Source organism: Maricaulis salignorans (genome assembly GCF_900103475.1).
GTDB classification, from domain to species: domain Bacteria; phylum Pseudomonadota; class Alphaproteobacteria; order Caulobacterales; family Maricaulaceae; genus Maricaulis; species Maricaulis salignorans.
This window is the reverse complement of sequence record NZ_FNHG01000013.1, coordinates 25,115-42,242: the sequence shown is the minus strand read 5'-3', so window position 1 is coordinate 42,242 and position 17,128 is coordinate 25,115. Positions and strand designations below refer to the sequence as shown.

Sequence of the window (17,128 nt, the reverse complement as noted above, 5' to 3'; positions counted from 1 at the left end):
GCGCCGGGCCTGGTTTCAGCCCATGGCCTGCGAGGCCTGGCGCACATTCTTGGTTGCCGTGTCGATGCTCTGGCTGGCATTGGCGATTTCGCGGATCCCCGAGGTAATCGCATCAACGCCGGCCGCGACTTCCTGCATATTGCCGGAGATTTCCCGGGTGACGCAGGATTGCTCCTCGACGGCGCTGGCCACCGAGGACGCGACTTCGTCGATCTCGGCGATGGTCTTGCTGATCGAGGCGATGGCGTCGACCGCGTCATTGGTCGCTTTCTGGACATGGGCGATCTGGCTGGCGATCCCGTCAGTGGCCTTGGCGGTCTGATTGGCCAGGCCTTTCACTTCCGAGGCGACTACCGCAAACCCCTTGCCCGCTTCACCGGCGCGGGCCGCTTCGATCGTGGCGTTGAGGGCGAGCAGATTAGTCTGCTCCGAGATGTCATTGATCAGGGATATGACTTCATTGATGCGGGCCGCTGACTCCGCCAGGCCGCCCATGACATCGCTGGTTTGCGTGGCCATGTTGACGGCATTGCGTGTGATCTCGGTGGCACGAACCAGCTGGCTGCCGATCTCATTGGCCGAAGCGGCCATTTCCTCGATCCCGGCCGCGATGGACTGGACGGCAGCGGAGGTTTGTTCCGACGTGGATGACACCGTGGTCGCCTGGCCGGCGGTTTGCGTAACGCTGACCGCAATGCCATCGAGGTCGGTATCAATGCTTTTCTGCGCCGCGGCCCGTTGGTGGCGCAACTCGACCTGCGCGGTGATGTCGGTAGCAAACTTGATGACGCGGTAGATATTGCCATTCATGTCGCGGATCGGATTATAGGTCGCCTGGATCCACACTTCGCGGCCGCCCTTGCCGATGCGCAGGAATTCGGCGGACTGGAACTGGCCGGCGCGCAGCTCGTCCCAGAATTTGCGATAGGCGTCGCTGTCACGCTCGCTGACCGGGACAAACATCGAATGATGCTTGCCGGCGATCTCATCGAGACGATAGCCGAGCGCGCCGAGGAAGTTTTCATTGGCGGTCAGAACGGTGCCATCGAGTTCGAATTCGATCACCGCCTGGGAGCTATGGATCGCGTCGATCTGCCCCTGGGCATGGGCCGCGTTGAGCTTTTGCTGGGTGATGTCGGTGGCGAATTTGACGACCTTGCAGACATTTCCCGACCCGTCGAGGATGGGATTATAGCTGGCCTGGATCCAGATTTCCCTGCCGCCCTTGGCGACACGCCTGAATTCGGCGGCGTTGAACTCACCTTTTCCCAGCTTGGCCCAGAACTGGCGGTAGGCGTCGGATTCCCGCTCCGCCGGGTCGACAAACAGACTGTGATGCCGGCCGGCGATCTCCGCGAGGCCATATCCCATGGCGTCGAGAAAATTGGCATTGGCGGTGAGAATGGTGCCGTCTGGTTTGAACTCGATGATGGCCAGCGACCGGCCCAGTGCTTCGAGTGTGGCGCGGGCATCGCCGCCGCCAAGCTTCAGAAAGGATTTCATTTTGCGTTCCCCGACGAGGCCCGGTTCCGGGCAATTGGGGCAAAGTAAGCATCCATCATGGTTAACGGAATGCTTCATTCGAGGCCGATTGTTTCCCGTAATCTATTATAATAGCTCGCAAAAACACCCGTAGGGAGTATTAACGCCACGCCTCGCGCCCGGCGTGTATGCCGAATTGCCATTACACCCATCAGTTGAAGTTGAGCCGGGTGCGGGGCTGGGTGGAGGCCCTGCGGTCCCGGGTCTGCCTGTTTCCGACCGGGAATATTACCCTTGATCGCGCGGTGGACCGCCAGCTTGTTGGTGCTGGCGGTCCGCTCTGACGCGCGGTCTGTCTCAGCCTTGCAGGCTCAGCCGCAAGCCCAGCGACCGGCCGCTGCCCGGCAGGCGTTCGCCCAGGCCGACATCGGATCCGGCATTGCGGTTATAGCCGCCCAGATGCTGGCGATAGGTCTGGTCGAACAGGTTCTCGACCCCGGCCGACAGGCTGACCCCGTCGCGAACTGTCCAGCTGGCATACAGATTGACCAGCACGAAGCCGGGCGTCTCCGCTTCCGAATTGCTCAGCGAGACCTCGTTCTGCCGCGCCACGGCGACGCTCTCCAGCGTGACCGACCCGACGGCTGCATCGCGGGTCAGGCCGAGCCGCAGGCTGGGCGGGGCGATGCGGTAGAGATTATCGTCGATATCGCGCCGTTCGCCGCGCACCCAGGACGCGGTGCCGTCGAGATGCCAGGCGGCATTGAAGCGGTAGCCGAAATCGAGGTCGAGCCCGTACAGCCGCGCATCGGCATTGGCGAAGCGAAGCGGTGTTGGATCGCCATTCATGGCCGAGACCATCTCGACCGGTGTGTCGATCACGCCTGGCGTGGTGTCATACGGCACGCCCTGGATGAAATCATCGACCGAGCGATAGAACAGGGTCGGCCGGGCATAGGCAGAGCCTGAGGCCCAGTCCAGACCCGCCTCGGCGATCCAGGCGGTTTCCGGCACCAGTTCCGGGTTGCCGACATAGGTATTGCCGTCAGCCAGTCCGCCCGAGGCCTCGGTCGGCAGCCAGGCAAAGCGTTCGACATAGCCCGGCGCGCGGGTCTTGCGGGCGAAGGTGAGGCGCAGGGTTGTGGTCGCGCTGACCGGACGCCAGAGGCGCGCGACGGCGTCGAGCGTGGTGTCGTCCAGGCGCCGGTCCGTCGCATTGAAGGCCATCGCCAGCATGCCCGGCATGGCGGGCACGGCCGAGCCAACCGAGGCCGGGCCCGCCTCTGCCCTGTGCCGGTCGGCGCGCAGACCCAGCTCGGCCTCCCAGCCGCCGACAGCGCCGGTCCACTCGGCGAAGGCGCCGGTGCGCTCCAGGGTGATGCCGGACAGGGAATTGAGCACGAAGCCGGCATTATTCGGATTTGTGATGGCGAGGTCGTGTTCGGCCTGTTCGCCGTCGAAGCCGAGGCGCAGTGAGCCACCCGGTGCGGCGAAGACTGCATCGCCGCCGCCGGACACGGTCTGCGCCGTCGCCAGGGATTCGCGATACATTGCGGGCATCACCGGCGCGGGCCGCAGGTCGAAATTATTCATGGCATGCGCGATCTCGGCCGAGGCGAGATGCGCACTGACCTGCACGCCATCCCAGTCACCGCGATAGCCGATACGGGCGAAATCGGTGTCGAAATAGCGGATATCCATGGCGAAGGGCGGGTTGCCGGTCGCATTGGTTTCCTGACGCCTCAGGTCGAGACTGAACTCATGCACGCCGGTGCGAAAGCCCAGTCCGGCGCCGTAGACGAGACGGTCATGGGCCGAACCGCCAATCGTGCCGCCCGGCCAGCGGATATCATCACCGGTCTCGCTCGAGCCGAGCAGCTGGACGCGGATCTGGTCATTGGCGATCCCGACCACGCCGCCAATCGAGCGGCTGTCGTCGGCGGTCCGGCCGGCAAGGGTCAGCTCATAGCGGGGTTGCCACTGCTCCGTCTCGGCGAACCCGACCTGTTTGAAGACCGTGTTCACGCCGCCGGCGAGACCCGGGCCGCTGCGCACCGGGCTGACGCTGCGGTCGACCTCGATCCGCTCGATCAGGGCGATCGGGGCATAGTGCAGCGGCGGGTCCATCAGATTGGGGCCGCCGGAGTCAAAGCTCTGGCCGTCAATGCGCAAATTGATGCGCCCGCCGGACAGGCCCCGGTACTGGACCTGGCTGGACAGCGCGCCATTGCCGAGCGCAGCGGCGCCGGGCAGGCGGGCGATCAGGACCGCGGCATCCGGTCCGGACGGCGGCAGGGTGGCCGGGTCAAGCCGGTCAACCCGCCCGGTGTCGAGCTGATGGCCCGAGACGGTGATGATGTCGGTGAGGGGAGAGGCGTCCTGGGCGAGTGCCGGCATGGCGCACAGGCAGGACAGGGCGAGCGCGCTCGCCGAGTTCAGGAGGATAGGTGACATGAAAAGCTCCGCGGCGGCCCGCGCGGGCCGCCTTCTGACGGTCAATCTGAAGGGTTTGGAAACTCAGAGACGTGCAGGCGGAGCCCGGACAGGCGGTCCGGGACGGCGATAGGCAGCCGGGGCAATCGTGTCAGCCGACTCGGCCACCCGGATGAGGGGCAGGGGCGGCACCAGGATGGATGGCGTTTGCGGCAGGGCGCCAATGGCTGCGCTGGCGCTGGCAAAGGCGCAAGGCTGGCCCGTGCCGGCATCGTCGCGGGGCAGATCGCTGCCGGTCCGGGTCTCACCGGTCGCCAGGTCGATCCAGCGTTGTTCGGCGCCATGACCGGTACAGAAGACGACGGAAATCGCGCCCGAGGCGCCGTCGCGGTCGAGCATGAAGCCCTGGGGCAGGCTGGCCTGGATGCCAGCGGCCAGCAGCGCAAGGGCGAGAATCCCTTGCGCCCACAATGTCCGGCCCTGGCGCAGCATCGTCAGCATGGTTGCCGGGTAGCATGGTGATCCCGGCGCTGCCATGCGACAAACGCGTCATCGGGCTTTCGCGCCTGCGCCCGCCACGCTAGCGTGGCCGCCATGACCCACCACGCCGTGCACCACCACCTCGTCACTGCCGCCGGCGATCTTTCGCCCGCGCTTGAGGCGGCGCTCATCCGGCTCGGGCCGCTGGAATTTCCACGCCGCGACAGCCAGTCATTCCCGCACTATCTGTGCCGCGCCATCTCCGGCCAGCAGATCTCGGTCAAGGCGGCGCAGAGTATCTGGAAACGTGTCGAGGACAGCGCTGACGGCACGCCGCTGCTCGACCATTTCGTCGCCGGCAACGCGGACCTCCTGCGCGCCTGCGGCCTGTCGGGTGCCAAGACGAAAACCATCATCACCATCGCCGAGACCCACAGGGAAGTCGGGCTTGATACCGACGAGTTGCGCGCGATGAGCATTGCCGAGCGCACGGCCCGGCTGACCGCGATCTGGGGCGTTGGCCAGTGGACGGCCGACATGATGAATATGTTCTATTTCGGCGAGCCCGACATCTGGCCCGATGGCGATGTCGCCGCGCGCAAGACGCTGGAACGCCTGACCTCAAAGCGCCGCAAGACGGTGCGCTCTGCCGAACGTTTCAAGCCCTGGCGTTCCTGGCTGGCGCTCTACATGTGGGCCCATGCCGACGCACCGCCGGACGGGCAGGCGGTCAAATAAGCCCGCGGCAGCGCGAAGCATCTCCGCCAAATCCCGGAAAATGCGACATTTTGATGCAGATGAGAATTGTTCGCATTTAGAGTTTGCATCTGCGAATGATTCTCATTACCAAATCCCACACTTTCAAGAAGCGCCAGCCGAGCCGGGTTGGCTCGCCAGCGTGTGGGGACACCAGTTATGAATTTTCGCTATTTGGCTTTCGCAAGCGCCTTGCCGTTCATGTTTTCCGGCCAGGCTATCGGGCAGAGCCCGGCGGATACGCCACAGGATGACGGCGTCGATGTGATTGTGGTGACGGCCACGGGCCTGTCGCAGGCGTTTTCGAGCACCAAAAGCGACGCGCCGCTGATTGAGACGCCGCAATCAATCTCGCTGATAACGCGCGAGGAAATGGATATTCGAGGCGTGCACACAGTGGCCGAGGCGCTGTCCTATTCGGCCGGCATCCAGGCCGAGGCGTCAGGCATTGACAGCCGCGTTGACGAGGTCTCGGTTCGAGGCTTTGGAGCCGGGGGCTTTTCCTCGAATAACAATTTTGTCGATGGCCTGCGCCTGCCCACGGGCGGGCAGTGGACGCGTCCCGCTTTTGATCCCTTCGGCCTGCAGCAGGTCGAGGTCCTCAAGGGCCCGTCCAGCGTGCTCTATGGCCAGGTTGCTCCGGGCGGTATCGTCAATTTGGTCTCCAAACGGCCGACCGACCGGCCAATGGGCGAGATCATGCTGCAGACAGCCGGCTTTACCGGGCTGAACCACTGGCAGCATCAGATCGCCGGCGATATCGGCGGGCCGATTGCCGGCGCGGGTGATGATTTCCAGTACCGCCTGGTGGGCCTCTATCGCGATGGCGACACCCAGATCGACGAGACGGCCAATAACCGTCTCTACCTCTCGCCCAGTCTCAACTGGGACATCACGCCGGACACCTCGCTGACCCTGCTCGCACAGTATCAGCGCGATGAAGGTGGCTCGACCTATCAATTCCTGCCCGCCACCGGCACATTGTATGAGAGCAATGGCCGCCATATCGAACTGGACGCCTATCTCGGAGAGCCGGACTGGAACCAGTTTGACCGGACCCAGTATCTCGCTGCCGGTTTCCTGGAACACCGCTTTTCGAACGCCCTGCGCTATAGCGTCAATCTGCGCTACACCCATATTGAATCGCTCTACCGCGTTGTGGTGCTGGCCGGTGATACGGTGACCGTGTGCGGTGGCGACCCGATGTGCATCCCCGGTCAGACGATCAATCGCCGCGCCGTACAGGGCCAGGGCGAAACCGATGGCTGGGCGGTCGACAATCAGTTGGAATATCGCTTCTCCACCGGTGCGGTCGAACACACTCTGCTGGGAGGATTCGACTATTTCCGCACCGAGTGGGAGCATTATCGCGACCTGGTGGCGGGCGCCGAAGTCTTGCCGCTGTATGATATCTATAATCCGCAATCTCGCGGCTCGGCGAGCTTTGCCGATAATCTCAACCCTCAAATCTATACCGAGGCCGTCTCCGAACAGTCCGGCATTTATATCCAGGACCAGATCGCTGCGGGCAATTGGCGCTTCGCCCTGGGCGCCCGGCAGGATTGGGCCGAGGACGAGACCTACGACCTGCTCAATGACACGCTGCGCATCACCGAGGCCGAGGCGCTGACCTGGCAGGCGGGCGGTGTCTACCTGTTCGACAATGGCCTGGCGCCCTATGCCAGCTATTCGGAATCCTTCCTCCCCTCGGCGGGCAATTATTTCGACGGTACGCCCTTTGATCCGACGACAGGCCAGCAATACGAAGTGGGTCTACGCTACCAGCCGGTGGGATCGAACGTTTTCATGACCTTGTCGGCCTATGAGATCACCCAGCAGAACGTCACGACGATCGATCCCGATCCCGCGCATCTGTGTGGTGGGCGTTCCTGTCAGGTACAGACCGGCGAAGGGGTGATCTCCGGATTGGAAGCGGAGGCGCGGGCGACCCTGCCTTTCGGCCTCGCCGTCATTGCCACCGCGACCCTCACCGAGGCTGAAATCACCCAGACCAATACGCCGGCCGAACTGGGCAATGCCCTGCCGGGCGTGCCGGAAGCTATGGCCTCGCTTTTCTTCGATTACCGCTTCGAGCACGGTCCGCTCAACGGGATCGGCCTCGGTGGCGGGGCACGCTATGTCGGCGAATCCTACGGCAACAGCACCAATACACTGGTGATACCGGACTATCATTTGTTCGATGCGATGGTGCGCTATGATCTGGGCGCGGCGCGGCCGGACTGGAATAACCTCGTCTTGTCCATCAATGCCCGTAACCTCGCCAACGAGACCAATGTGGCGACCTGCGGCTCGGTGGCGTCCTGTTATTACGGATCCGGGCGCACGGTGAATTTGCGCCTGCAATATCGTTGGTAGCGTTATGGGTTCGACATTTTCCCATCGCTGGCGGGACGGTCACAGAGCCGTGGCGGGCGGGGCATCATGATGGCCCCTCTGCTGTGTGGGGCGGGGGCTGTCCTGGCGGTCCTGGCCTCCTTCGCCTTTTATCTGGGCGGGCGAAATCAGCGCCTGCTGCGGCGCCCGCTGCCCGGCCGGATCGCCATCGCTGCCGGACTGGCGGGCACGGCGCTGGCCATCGCTGCGTTGGCATGCGTCGTCAGCCTGGCGGTCTCGATTTATTGCGTGGTTCTGACCCTGATGATGACGCTTTCCGCCTTGCCCTTTCTCAAACTCGTCCTGCCACTGCAGGAGCGGTCGCGATGAGCCGGGCGCGCGCCGCCGCAGCGCTGACCAGCCGCAACTGGTTGCCGAAAGCCAGTGCCGGGCTTGTCCTCGGTTTCGCCCTGGCCCTGGCGGTCAGCGGTCTGTTCGCCTGGTTTGGCCCGGGCGGGCTGTTCGACGGTGCCGGCAAGACCCAGGTGAATATGTGGCTCATCTCGCCCATCTGGTGCGGTGTGCTGAGCCTGTGCTTCCTGTTCCGATCGGGCCGCGCCGCCTGGATATGGCTCGGGACAGCGACGCTGTTGGCGTTTGCGCTGCTTTATGGCGGACGCTGGATGATCACTTCAGGGGGGCTGTAATGCGCACCGATATCGTTCGCATGTACAAGGATATCCACGCCTGGGTGGGGATTGTCAGCGGCCTGGCCCTGTTCATCGCCTTCTATGCCGGCGCGCTGACCATGTTCGAACAGCCGATTCAGCGCTGGGCCTCGGCGCCTGCCGACCTCGCAGAACCGGTGCCGCTGGAGTCTGTTCCCGCGCTGATCGCCGCGACCCGGGCGGCCCACCCGGAAAGTGCGCGGAGTTACCGCATCCATGTCGAGACCGGACCGGAAAACCCGGCGCGGCTGAGCTGGGATGTCGGCGGTGATCGTGAGCACGGACCCGATGCCGTCTATGGCACGGCCCTGGACGCGGCTGGCGCGCTTGAGACCGCCCGGCTGAATGCCTCGCCGGTGGGCGAATTCATCGATGTGCTGCACCAGCAGGTCGGCCTGCCCTTCGATCACGAGATTTCGATGCCGATCATGGGCGCAGTGTCGCTGCTCTACGCCATCGCCCTGGTATCCGGTCTGATCATCATTATTCCCAGCTTGGTCAAGGACATGTTCGCCCTGCGCCTGGGCAAGAATCTCAAGCGCATGTGGCTGGACGTGCACAATGCGCTGGGCATTTTCAGCCTGCCTTTTCACATCGTGATGGCGTTGAGCGCGGTGGTTTTTGCGTTTCACGACCAGTTCTACGATGCCCAGAATGTGGTGGTCTATCAGGGTGAGCTTGAGGCGCAGTGGAGCCAGGACGGTAACGCGCCCGAGCCCTTTGACCCGCAGGCGCAGCCGCTGCCGCCGGCCGAGATTGTGACACGCGCAGCCACGCAAGCGCCCGGCTTCACCGTCACGACACTTGAATACCGCGCCGGCCCGGATGGCCGTCTGGGCGGGCGGATGATGGGCTATGATCCGCGCTGGGGCATGCGCGGCCCGACCTATGGCCTGGTCGGTTTCGATGTCTATACGGGCGAGATCACTGATGCCGCCTATCTGCCGGGCCACCAGTCGGGCTGGGCGGCACTGGTCACCAGCTTCTTCGCGCTGCATTTCGGCAATTATGGCGGTGAGCCGGTGCGTTGGGGCTATTTTCTGTTTGGTCTGGCCGGCGCCTTCCTCTTTTATTCCGGCAATCTCCTGTGGATCGAGACCCGCCGGAAACGTCTCACCAAGCGTCATGGTGTAAGGGCCCAATCGCGTTCCGCCCATATCCTTGGCGCCCTGACGGTCGGTGTGGCGCTCGGTTCGATTGCCGGCATTTCGACCACTCTGGTCGCGGCGAAATGGATGGCCGGTCATGTCGAAAATCTCGCCATGGCTCATAGCTGGATCTATTATCTGGTTTTTCTCGCCTCGATCGGCTGGGCCTTCCGGCGCGGGGCCGGGCAGGGCGGTGCCGATCTGCTCTGGCTTTGCGCCTTCACCACGCTGCTCATCCCGGTCACCAGCCTGATCGCCCTGCTGCCATTCAATGGCGGGCTGTGGACCTGGTCCGGTCCGGTCCTGCTGCTCGACGGCGTGGCAGCGATTGGTGCAGGTCTGTTTGCCGCCTTCGCCCGGCTGACCCGTCAACGCGCGCTCAAGGGGCCGCGCGACAGTGTCTGGTCGGCTCATGTCCACGAGGCCGAGCGGGCGGCGGCGTGTCCACCGGCTGCCGGCGGTGAGGCGCCGGCTCCGGATTGACCTGGGCTGCGGCGGGACCTGGCGCGAAGCATCCGGCCGCTCCATCACGGCCTCGACATACCGCAAACCCCAAACTAACCTTGTGAACATTGTTCACGAGTGGCTGGCGACAGAACCGGCGACCGTGAAGGTCGATGAAGTTAAGGGTGTCAGAGCCTTTAAAAACAGGGAAATACATCATGGCTGAACCGGACATCCTGAAGGGCAAGATGCGTCTGCCCGTGATTGGCGCACCGCTTTTCATCATCTCCAACCCTGATCTCGTGATTGCCCAGTGCAAGGCCGGGATTGTCGGATCCTTTCCCTCGCTCAATGCGCGCCCGATCAGTCAGCTCGATGAATGGCTCGACCAGATCACCTCCGAGCTGGACAGCTATAATCGCGCCAATCCGGACAAGCCGGCCGCACCCTTTGCCGTCAATCAGATCGTGCATCGCTCCAATGGGCGCCTGCAGGAAGATCTGGCGCTGTGCGAGAAATACAAGGCGCCGATCGTCATCACCTCGCTGGGCGCCCAGGCCGAGCTGAACCAGGCGGTTCAGTCCTGGGGCGGCATCACCCTGCATGATGTGATCAATCAGCGCTTTGCCCACAAGGCGATCGAGAAGGGCGCAACCGGCCTGATCTGCGTGTCAGCCGGGGCTGGCGGCCATGCCGGCGCGCTCTCGCCCTTCGCCTTCGTGGCCGAGACCCGCGCCTGGTTTGACGGGCCGATCCTGTGTTCCGGCGCCATCTCGACCGGCGGCGGCGTGCTCGCAGCCCAGGCGATGGGGGCCGATTACGCCTATATCGGCTCGGCCTTCATCGCGACCGCCGAGGCCCGCTGCGACCAGGCCTACAAGCAGGGCATTGTCGAGGGCAGCGCCGAGGATATCGTCTACACCAACCTCTTCACCGGCGTTCACGGCAATTATCTCAAGGCGTCGATCGCCGCAGCCGGGCTCGACCCGGACAATCTGCCCGAGAGCGACCCTTCGGCCATGAATTTCGGGTCCGGCGGTGGTTCCGATGCCAAGGCCTGGAAGGATATCTGGGGATCCGGCCAGGGCATCGGCTCGATCAAGTCGGTGCAGACGGCGGGTGAATATATCGATCAGCTGGCGGCGGAATATGCCGCTGCGAAGGCGAAAATCTGCGGCTAGAGCGATCAGGCGCGCTGTGTTGCCGCAACTGTCGGGGCAATGCAGCGCGCGATGTCGCCGGGCGTTTTATAGAGATGGTCCGGCTCGCTGGCCGCAAGGATCTCCGGCGTCGCGAAACCCCAGGTGACCGCACCGCAGCCGCAACCGGCCTCTCGGGCGGCGTCGATATCGCGCACTTCATCGCCGATACACAGGGTGCGTTCCGGCGTGCTTCCAGCCTTGCGGATAACTTTGCGGAACACGGCCGCCTTGCCAAACAGTGCCGCGCCGCAGGCGAAATGGCTGACCAGGGCGACCAGGTCGGGCCCCATGACCTGGCGGATCGCGTCCTCGCCATTGGAACTGACGACGGCGATCGAGACCTTGGCGGCGGACAGTTCGCGCAGCAGGTCGGCAATCCCGTCGAACAGGGTGATCTGGTCGACATTCCTTGCGGCACGGTCGCGCACATCGGCGGCGATGAAAGGGAGTTTCCAGGCCGGGATTTGCAGCTCGTCCATGATGGCTTTGGGCGTCATGCCGCGCAGGGCTTCGGCGCGTTCCTCGCAGATCGGGCTGAGACCATGCTTTTCGACGACGTCGGACAGCGCGGTGCGAAACCAGGTCAGGCTGTCGGCCAGCGTGCCGTCGAAATCGAAGACGACAAGGTCGTAACGCAAGGTCAAATCCAAACTCCGGCGGGCAGCAAAAAGGGGCCAGCTGGCGCTGACCCCTTAAGGCTTGCAGATTCTTCTGGCGCTTGCACCCTTAAATGGATGTCAGCCAGTCGGGCTTGATGTAGTGCATGCCGAGATCGCGGGCGACCGGTTCGCAGCAGATCTGGCCATCGGCGACATTGAGGCCGCGCGCCAGGTGCGGGTCGGCATTGAGCGCGGCGCGCGTGCCCTTGTTGGCGATCGCCAGGGCGAAGGGCAGGGTGGCGTTGTTGAGCGCGAAGGCCGAAGTGCGCGAATAGGCACCCGGCATGTTGGCGACGCAATAATGCACCACGCCGTCAATGATATAGGTCGGGTCGTTGTGGGTGGTGGCTTTCGAGGTCTCGAAACAGCCGCCCTGGTCGATGGCGATGTCGACGAGCACGGCGCCGTCCTTCATCTCCTTGAGCATGTCGCGGGTGACCAGTTTCGGCGCGGCGGCGCCGGGGATCAAGACGGCACCAATCACCACGTCGGCCTGCAGGACCGCCTGGTCGAGCGCAACCTGGGTGGAATAGGCGGTCTTTACCGCGCCGGCGAATTGCGCATCGAGTTCGGACAGGCGTTTGGCCGAGCGGTCAAACACGGTGACGTCGGCGCGGGCACCGATCGCCATTTCCGCAGCATGGCTGCCGGCGACGCCGCCGCCGATGATGACGACCTTGGCGGGCAGCACGCCCGGCACGCCGCCGAGCATCAGGCCACGCCCGCCCTGTGATTTTTGCAGGCAATGGGCGGCGACCGAGACCGACATCCGCCCGGCGACCTGGCTCATCGGCGTGAGCAGGGGCAGGCGGCCCTCATTATCGGTGACGGTCTCGTAGGCGATGGCGGTACAGCCGGACTGGCGCAGCCCCTCGGCCTGGACCGGATCGGGTGCCAGATGGAGATAGGTGAAGAGCGTGTGATGCGGCTTCAGCATCGCCGTTTCCGACGGCTGGGGTTCCTTCACCTTGACGATCATCTCGGCGAAATCGAACACATCCTGCGCTGTCTGTACGATGCCGGCACCGGCCGAGACGTAATCCTCATCGCTGCAGCCAATGCCTTCGCCGGCGCCGCTTTCAATGACGACTTCATGGCCGGCGAGCACGAGCTCACCAACGCTGGCCGGTGTCAGGCCGACGCGATATTCGCGAACTTTGATTTCTGTGGGGACCCCGATACGCATGATGTTTTCCGCTTCTGAGTGCTCGATGTGGAGAATCCGGCGTTCAAGGCGTGCCTGCGATCCAGAAATAGAAGAATCTTCAAGATTTACGGCATTTCGCTTGAGTTATCGTGCGCGTCACGCCATAAAGCGCGTCATATATCGTTTGATTGGGCGTAAATCCAGAATATTTTGCGCTCGCCCGAATTATCGCCGTCCAGGCCAGGGCAGACCCGGTCTGCAAGGCCTGCCTGCAAGGAGAGTGTTCCGTGCGTCTTGATGATGTTGATGTCGCGATCCTGACCGAATTGCAGGAGCATGGCCGGCTGACCAATTCCGAGCTGGCCGAACGTGCCGGCCTGTCGGCTTCGGCCTGCCACCGGCGGGTCAAGACGCTGGAAACGAGCGGCGTGATTGATCGCTATGTCGCCATCCTGTCGGAGAAGGCGCTCGGCCGCGGCATCACCGTCTATGTCCAGGTCACACTCGACAATCAGAAACGCGAGACGCTGGTCGCCTTCGAGACCGCTGTCGAAGCGGTGCCTGAAGTGATGGAATGCTATCTGATGAGCGGCGATGCCGATTATCTCATCCGGGTTCTGGTGCGCGACGCCAATGATTATGAGCACGTGCATCGCGAGATCCTGTCGGGCCTGCCCGGCGTGGCGCGGCTGGTCTCCTCTTTCACCATCCGCCGCGTGTTCTCGCGCACGACCATGCCGGTGCCCGAGGAATTGCGGGTCTAGCGGTCCTGTGGCGAGGAAAAGCGGGCCGGCGAGGGCGTTTGGCGATTGCATCGCGGCCGCGCCGGGGCTAATTGCGCGCCATGACCGATAACCGCTATCAAGACCTCGGCCAGCTCGGCGCCACCACGCCGCTGCCCGATCATCCCGACACCGCTGCGCTCGAGCGCGTCGCCAATCCGTGCGATGCGCCCTATATGATCCGCTTCGCCGTGCCGGAATTCACTTCGCTCTGCCCGGTGACCGGCGCGCCTGACTTTGCCCATCTGGTGATTGATTACGTGCCGCGTGACTGGATCGTCGAATCCAAATCGCTCAAGCTCTTTCTCGGCTCATTCCGCAATCACGGGGCGTTTCACGAGGCCTGCACGACGCAGATCGCCCAGCGCCTGGTCAAGGAACTCGACCCGGTCTGGCTGCGCATTGGCGGTTACTGGTATCCGCGCGGCGGCATACCGATCGACGTTTTCTTCGCAACGGGCGAGGCGCCGGCTGGCGTCTGGATCCCCGAGCAGGGCGTCGCCAGCTATCGCGGTCGCGGCTGAGCCCGTTCCACGGACGCCGATCTTCCCGGATATCTTGAAGCCGCGATCAGACCGCGTTGCGTCAGGCGACGCCGTCCGGCTGCCGGGGTGACAGACAAAAAAATAGGCGCTGTTCCTCGAGGGGGGGGAGGGAGGAACAGCGCCAGTGCCGAATCAGCAGGGGGGTGCTGATCGGGCGGGGTGTGGGGTCTCTAGAAGCCGACTTGCAGCCGCAGCTGGGCCACGTCGCTGGTCTCGGTATAAGTCGGCGCGTCGTGTTCGCCGGAGACATAGTTGAACATCACGCGGGCATAGCGTTCGACATACCAGTTGATGCCCAGGGTGAGGGTTTCGATCGTGCCCAGGCCGGCATCGCCCATATCGGCGTAATCGGCCCGTGCCGCGATTTCCCAGGCGCCATGTCCGCCTGCGGACAGCGCCGAGTTCGGCGAGATGCCGCCAAACACGCCGGACGAGCCGCGATAGCCGCGCGTTTCGCCGGTCAGGATATAGCCCAGCGACGCGAAGCCGCTATCGAAGGCCGGGTCGCCAGCCGGACCATCCAGGGTCATGCGGGCAAATTCGCCATGGGCCCAGAACGGGCCGCGGATGATGGCGGCTTCAAGCGCGATCAGATCGGAGCTGTCGGCTTCGCCAAGGGGCTGGCCGGTGCGATAGTCGGCGGTGGCGAAATTATTGGCGAGGTGAGCCTGTGGCCGGTCCCGCAGACGCGTGCCGCCATCATAATCGAGGCTCCGGAACGAAGCGCCCAGATGAAGAGTGGTGCCGGCGTCAGTCTCGGTATGCCAGGTGAGACGACCCGCGAAGGCGCTGGAATCATCGGCTTCGGCGAGCTGGAAATTGTCTTCCATCTTGCCGCCATAGATACCGGCCGAGGCCGTGAAGTTATCACTGGACCAGAAATAGGCGGCGCCAAGACGGCGGTCGATGCCGAAAATATCGGTCAGCAGGCCGCGCTCCATGAAGCTCATATTGAGCGAGGAGGTCTGTTCCTCCATCGAGTTCATGGTCTTGAAATTACCGACCCGGACACTGCCCTCGGGCAGGCGGTAGGTCAGGTGGACATCGGTCGGCGCCGGATCGTCGGGCAGCCAGTCATATTCAGCCACAAGCTTGAGATTGCCGATCTGGCCTTCAATGCCAAACCAGAGTGTGCGCCATTCTTCATCATCACCGGGTGCCGCGCTGAGCGGACTCGACCAGTCGACATCGGCGATGTCGAAATAGGCGCGGCCGCGGAACTTGAAGTAATCGCTCGTCGTCGGGCTGTCCCAACGCGGTCCGGGATTCATGGAGAATTCCCAGCCCTGCGACAGGGCGGCCGGTGCCGTCGTCGCAAAAAGGCCCAGGATTGCAGCTGCAAGCTTCAAGGATTTCATGTCACTCGTCTTCCCCGTTTCGCCCCTGTCAGGCGTTGACCGATCCGGGAAAGCAGGGCGGGGCTGCCACACGTGCGGCAGGCCCGATGCCCAGGCGCATTTCCCGAGACTTCAGAACCGGTTCTGGCGGGAAGAATGCGAGTTGGACAGTATTATGAAATCTTGACGTCCTTAGTTGTCCCTTAACCTTGTTTGACGTCAGGCCTTCCAGCGTCCGACATGGGCGCGCGGCCGGGGCCGTTCCATGACGTCTTCGCTTGCTGTGCCGATATAGATATAGCCGGCGATGCGCTCGCCGGAGCGCAGGCCGAGGGCATCCTTGATGTCGCAGTCATAGGCATACCATTCGGTCAGCCATTGCGCCCCGAAGCCCATCGCCGAAGCGGCAATCAAAAGGTTCTGGCACGCGGCGCCGGCCGATAGCTCCTGCTCCCAGAGCGGAATTTTGTGGTGTTCGGTCACGGTCGAGATCACGGCAATCACCAACGGCGCACGTTCGAAGCGTTGCTGCTCGCAGCGGATCTGGTCCGGGGTCGCGTCCGGATTCTTCACCGCCCAGACCTTGCCGAGAATCATGCCGAAACTGGAGCGGGCCTCGCCTTCGAACAGGATAAAGCGCCAGGGGGCGAGCTTGCCATGGTCCGGAACGCGCGAGGCGATCCCCAGCAAATGCTCGACCTGGTTCGCATCCGGTCCGGGTTCGGCCAGGCCGATGGCCGGGGTCGAGCGGCGGCGGGTCAGCAGGGTCAGCGTGTCGGCACTGGCGTGTGATGGGGCGAGCGGCTCGCCGGGCGCCGGAAAATCGTGAGAAATCTTGTCGTTCATCGGGCGCCTCATGGGGGGTGAGAGATTGTCGCTTTGACGTTTGGGCTCGGGGATCGTTATATCTATCGGGTAACAGTGTGATGTCACCCCGTCGCTGCGGGAGGGAAATGTACCAATGACTGTGGAAATCGCTATCGATGATGACACGCCCGCCGATCGCCGCCGCCGCAAGGTGCGCGATGCGATCATCGACGCGGCCGAAGTCATTTTTACCGCCGAGGGCGAAGAAGGCATTTCCATGCGCCGTCTGGCGGATTCGATCGATTACAGCCCGGCGGCGATCTACAAGTATTTTGCCTCCAAGGATGATTTGTTCGAAGCCATTCGCGACACCTTCTTCGAACGCCTGATGGAACGCATTCGCGGCGCCCAGGAAGTCGGTGGCGAGACGCCCAGCCTGTGTGCCCGCTGCATGCGTGCCTATATCGAAACCGGCATTGAAGAGCCCAATCACTATATGATGGCCTTCTCGACCGGCAAGAAGATTGCCCCCCACGTCCATGATGAACAGGATGTCGCCTTCCAGGCCGAACATGCCCTGGTCGGCATGATCGAGGCTGGCATGGCAGAGGGCGTGTTTCGCACGGTCGATCCCAAGCTGGCGTCCAAGAGTGTCTGGGCCAGCCTGCATGGGCTGACGACGCTGATGGTCTCGATGGAAGGCTTCCCGGCCGGCATGCCGGGCTCGGAACATGTCACCGCCGATGCGGTGATCGACTTCCACACCGACATGATGCTGCGCGGGCTCCGGGCCTAGCGCATACCAGCCATGCATAAATTAGTGAACACTGTTTACTTTTCAAAC

Annotated in this window: 16 protein-coding genes; 9 read left to right on the top strand and 7 right to left on the bottom strand. The window is 63.4% G+C overall.

The window, feature by feature from the left end:
- Nucleotides 1–15: 15 nt before the first annotated feature.
- The 3 genes from BLT42_RS10645 to BLT42_RS10635 form a co-directional block, all read right to left on the bottom strand.
- Nucleotides 16–1,503 (bottom strand): methyl-accepting chemotaxis protein, encoded by a 1,488-nt coding sequence (locus BLT42_RS10645; protein ID WP_091770586.1) that lies wholly within the window; start codon nucleotides 1,501–1,503, stop codon nucleotides 16–18.
- 336 nt (nucleotides 1,504–1,839) lie between these two features.
- A complete protein-coding gene (locus BLT42_RS10640; protein ID WP_091770584.1) occupies nucleotides 1,840–3,936 on the bottom strand; it encodes a TonB-dependent receptor in 2,097 nt (698 codons plus the stop codon).
- A 63-nt stretch (nucleotides 3,937–3,999) separates the two neighbouring features.
- Nucleotides 4,000–4,452, bottom strand: coding sequence for a DUF2946 family protein (locus BLT42_RS10635; RefSeq protein ID WP_143024111.1), 453 nt, complete (start codon nucleotides 4,450–4,452; stop codon nucleotides 4,000–4,002).
- A 57-nt stretch (nucleotides 4,453–4,509) separates the two neighbouring features.
- Between BLT42_RS10635 and BLT42_RS10630 the strand changes: the two genes are divergently transcribed.
- The 6 genes from BLT42_RS10630 to BLT42_RS10605 all read left to right on the top strand — a co-directional run bounded on the left by BLT42_RS10630 (nucleotide 4,510) and on the right by BLT42_RS10605 (nucleotide 10,986).
- Nucleotides 4,510–5,133, top strand: a complete 624-nt coding sequence (locus BLT42_RS10630) for a DNA-3-methyladenine glycosylase family protein (protein ID WP_091770581.1) — start codon at nucleotides 4,510–4,512, stop codon at nucleotides 5,131–5,133.
- A 177-nt stretch (nucleotides 5,134–5,310) separates the two neighbouring features.
- Nucleotides 5,311–7,527 (top strand): TonB-dependent siderophore receptor, encoded by a 2,217-nt coding sequence (locus BLT42_RS10625; RefSeq protein ID WP_091770579.1) that lies wholly within the window; start codon nucleotides 5,311–5,313, stop codon nucleotides 7,525–7,527.
- Nucleotides 7,528–7,593: 66 nt separating this feature from the next.
- Nucleotides 7,594–7,875: a hypothetical protein gene (locus BLT42_RS10620; protein WP_091770577.1), complete on the top strand. Its 282-nt coding sequence runs from the start codon at nucleotides 7,594–7,596 to the stop codon at nucleotides 7,873–7,875.
- Nucleotides 7,872–8,192, top strand: coding sequence for a hypothetical protein (locus BLT42_RS10615; protein WP_091770575.1), 321 nt, complete (start codon nucleotides 7,872–7,874; stop codon nucleotides 8,190–8,192). Before BLT42_RS10620 ends, BLT42_RS10615 begins: the two co-directional genes overlap by 4 nt.
- Nucleotides 8,192–9,844: a PepSY-associated TM helix domain-containing protein gene (locus BLT42_RS10610; RefSeq protein WP_091770573.1), complete on the top strand. Its 1,653-nt coding sequence runs from the start codon at nucleotides 8,192–8,194 to the stop codon at nucleotides 9,842–9,844. Before BLT42_RS10615 ends, BLT42_RS10610 begins: the two co-directional genes overlap by 1 nt.
- A 179-nt stretch (nucleotides 9,845–10,023) precedes the next feature.
- The gene (locus BLT42_RS10605; RefSeq protein WP_091770571.1) at nucleotides 10,024–10,986 is read left to right on the top strand and encodes an NAD(P)H-dependent flavin oxidoreductase; all 963 of its coding nucleotides are present in this window, start codon (nucleotides 10,024–10,026) and stop codon (nucleotides 10,984–10,986) included.
- 5 nt (nucleotides 10,987–10,991) lie between these two features.
- Here BLT42_RS10605 and BLT42_RS10600 read toward each other — a convergent pair whose 3' ends face one another.
- Entirely contained in the window at nucleotides 10,992–11,645 is a 654-nt protein-coding gene (locus tag BLT42_RS10600) for an HAD hydrolase-like protein (protein WP_233342436.1), read from the bottom strand.
- A gap of 88 nt (nucleotides 11,646–11,733) precedes the next feature.
- A complete protein-coding gene (gene ald, locus BLT42_RS10595) occupies nucleotides 11,734–12,852 on the bottom strand; it encodes an alanine dehydrogenase (RefSeq protein ID WP_091770567.1) in 1,119 nt (372 codons plus the stop codon).
- 248 nt (nucleotides 12,853–13,100) lie between these two features.
- On the opposite strand from ald, the gene BLT42_RS10590 reads away from it, so the two are divergent.
- Together BLT42_RS10590 and queF are read left to right on the top strand one after the other, a co-directional pair.
- Entirely contained in the window at nucleotides 13,101–13,577 is a 477-nt protein-coding gene (locus BLT42_RS10590) for an Lrp/AsnC family transcriptional regulator (protein ID WP_091770565.1), read from the top strand.
- A gap of 80 nt (nucleotides 13,578–13,657) precedes the next feature.
- Nucleotides 13,658–14,119, top strand: a complete 462-nt coding sequence (gene queF / locus BLT42_RS10585) for a preQ(1) synthase (RefSeq protein ID WP_091770563.1) — start codon at nucleotides 13,658–13,660, stop codon at nucleotides 14,117–14,119.
- A 191-nt stretch (nucleotides 14,120–14,310) separates the two neighbouring features.
- Here queF and BLT42_RS10580 read toward each other — a convergent pair whose 3' ends face one another.
- Together BLT42_RS10580 and BLT42_RS10575 are read right to left on the bottom strand one after the other, a co-directional pair.
- The gene (locus BLT42_RS10580; protein WP_091770561.1) at nucleotides 14,311–15,498 is read right to left on the bottom strand and encodes an OprO/OprP family phosphate-selective porin; all 1,188 of its coding nucleotides are present in this window, start codon (nucleotides 15,496–15,498) and stop codon (nucleotides 14,311–14,313) included.
- A gap of 198 nt (nucleotides 15,499–15,696) precedes the next feature.
- Nucleotides 15,697–16,323, bottom strand: coding sequence for a nitroreductase family protein (locus BLT42_RS10575; protein ID WP_091770559.1), 627 nt, complete (start codon nucleotides 16,321–16,323; stop codon nucleotides 15,697–15,699).
- Between the two features lie 115 nt (nucleotides 16,324–16,438).
- Here BLT42_RS10575 and BLT42_RS10570 point away from each other — a divergent pair, with 115 nt between their 5' ends.
- Nucleotides 16,439–17,080 (top strand): TetR/AcrR family transcriptional regulator, encoded by a 642-nt coding sequence (locus tag BLT42_RS10570; protein WP_091770557.1) that lies wholly within the window; start codon nucleotides 16,439–16,441, stop codon nucleotides 17,078–17,080.
- The last annotated feature ends 48 nt before the right edge of the window (nucleotides 17,081–17,128 follow it).

Excerpts from the sequence above, each read along its gene's own strand:
- BLT42_RS10645 (WP_091770586.1), bottom strand. The coding sequence starts at position 1,503 with ATGAAATCCTTTCTGAAGCTTGGCGGCGGCGATGCCCGCGCCACACTC.
- BLT42_RS10640 (WP_091770584.1), bottom strand. The coding sequence starts at position 3,936 with ATGTCACCTATCCTCCTGAACTCGGCGAGCGCGCTCGCCCTGTCCTGC.
- BLT42_RS10635 (WP_143024111.1), bottom strand. The coding sequence starts at position 4,452 with ATGGCAGCGCCGGGATCACCATGCTACCCGGCAACCATGCTGACGATG.
- BLT42_RS10630 (WP_091770581.1), top strand. The coding sequence starts at position 4,510 with ATGACCCACCACGCCGTGCACCACCACCTCGTCACTGCCGCCGGCGAT.
- BLT42_RS10625 (WP_091770579.1), top strand. The coding sequence starts at position 5,311 with ATGAATTTTCGCTATTTGGCTTTCGCAAGCGCCTTGCCGTTCATGTTT.
- BLT42_RS10620 (WP_091770577.1), top strand. The coding sequence starts at position 7,594 with ATGATGGCCCCTCTGCTGTGTGGGGCGGGGGCTGTCCTGGCGGTCCTG.
- BLT42_RS10615 (WP_091770575.1), top strand. The coding sequence starts at position 7,872 with ATGAGCCGGGCGCGCGCCGCCGCAGCGCTGACCAGCCGCAACTGGTTG.
- BLT42_RS10610 (WP_091770573.1), top strand. The coding sequence starts at position 8,192 with ATGCGCACCGATATCGTTCGCATGTACAAGGATATCCACGCCTGGGTG.
- BLT42_RS10605 (WP_091770571.1), top strand. The coding sequence starts at position 10,024 with ATGGCTGAACCGGACATCCTGAAGGGCAAGATGCGTCTGCCCGTGATT.
- ald (WP_091770567.1), bottom strand. The coding sequence starts at position 12,852 with ATGCGTATCGGGGTCCCCACAGAAATCAAAGTTCGCGAATATCGCGTC.
- queF (WP_091770563.1), top strand. The coding sequence starts at position 13,658 with ATGACCGATAACCGCTATCAAGACCTCGGCCAGCTCGGCGCCACCACG.
- BLT42_RS10580 (WP_091770561.1), bottom strand. The coding sequence starts at position 15,498 with ATGAAATCCTTGAAGCTTGCAGCTGCAATCCTGGGCCTTTTTGCGACG.
- BLT42_RS10575 (WP_091770559.1), bottom strand. The coding sequence starts at position 16,323 with ATGAACGACAAGATTTCTCACGATTTTCCGGCGCCCGGCGAGCCGCTC.
- BLT42_RS10570 (WP_091770557.1), top strand. The coding sequence starts at position 16,439 with ATGACTGTGGAAATCGCTATCGATGATGACACGCCCGCCGATCGCCGC.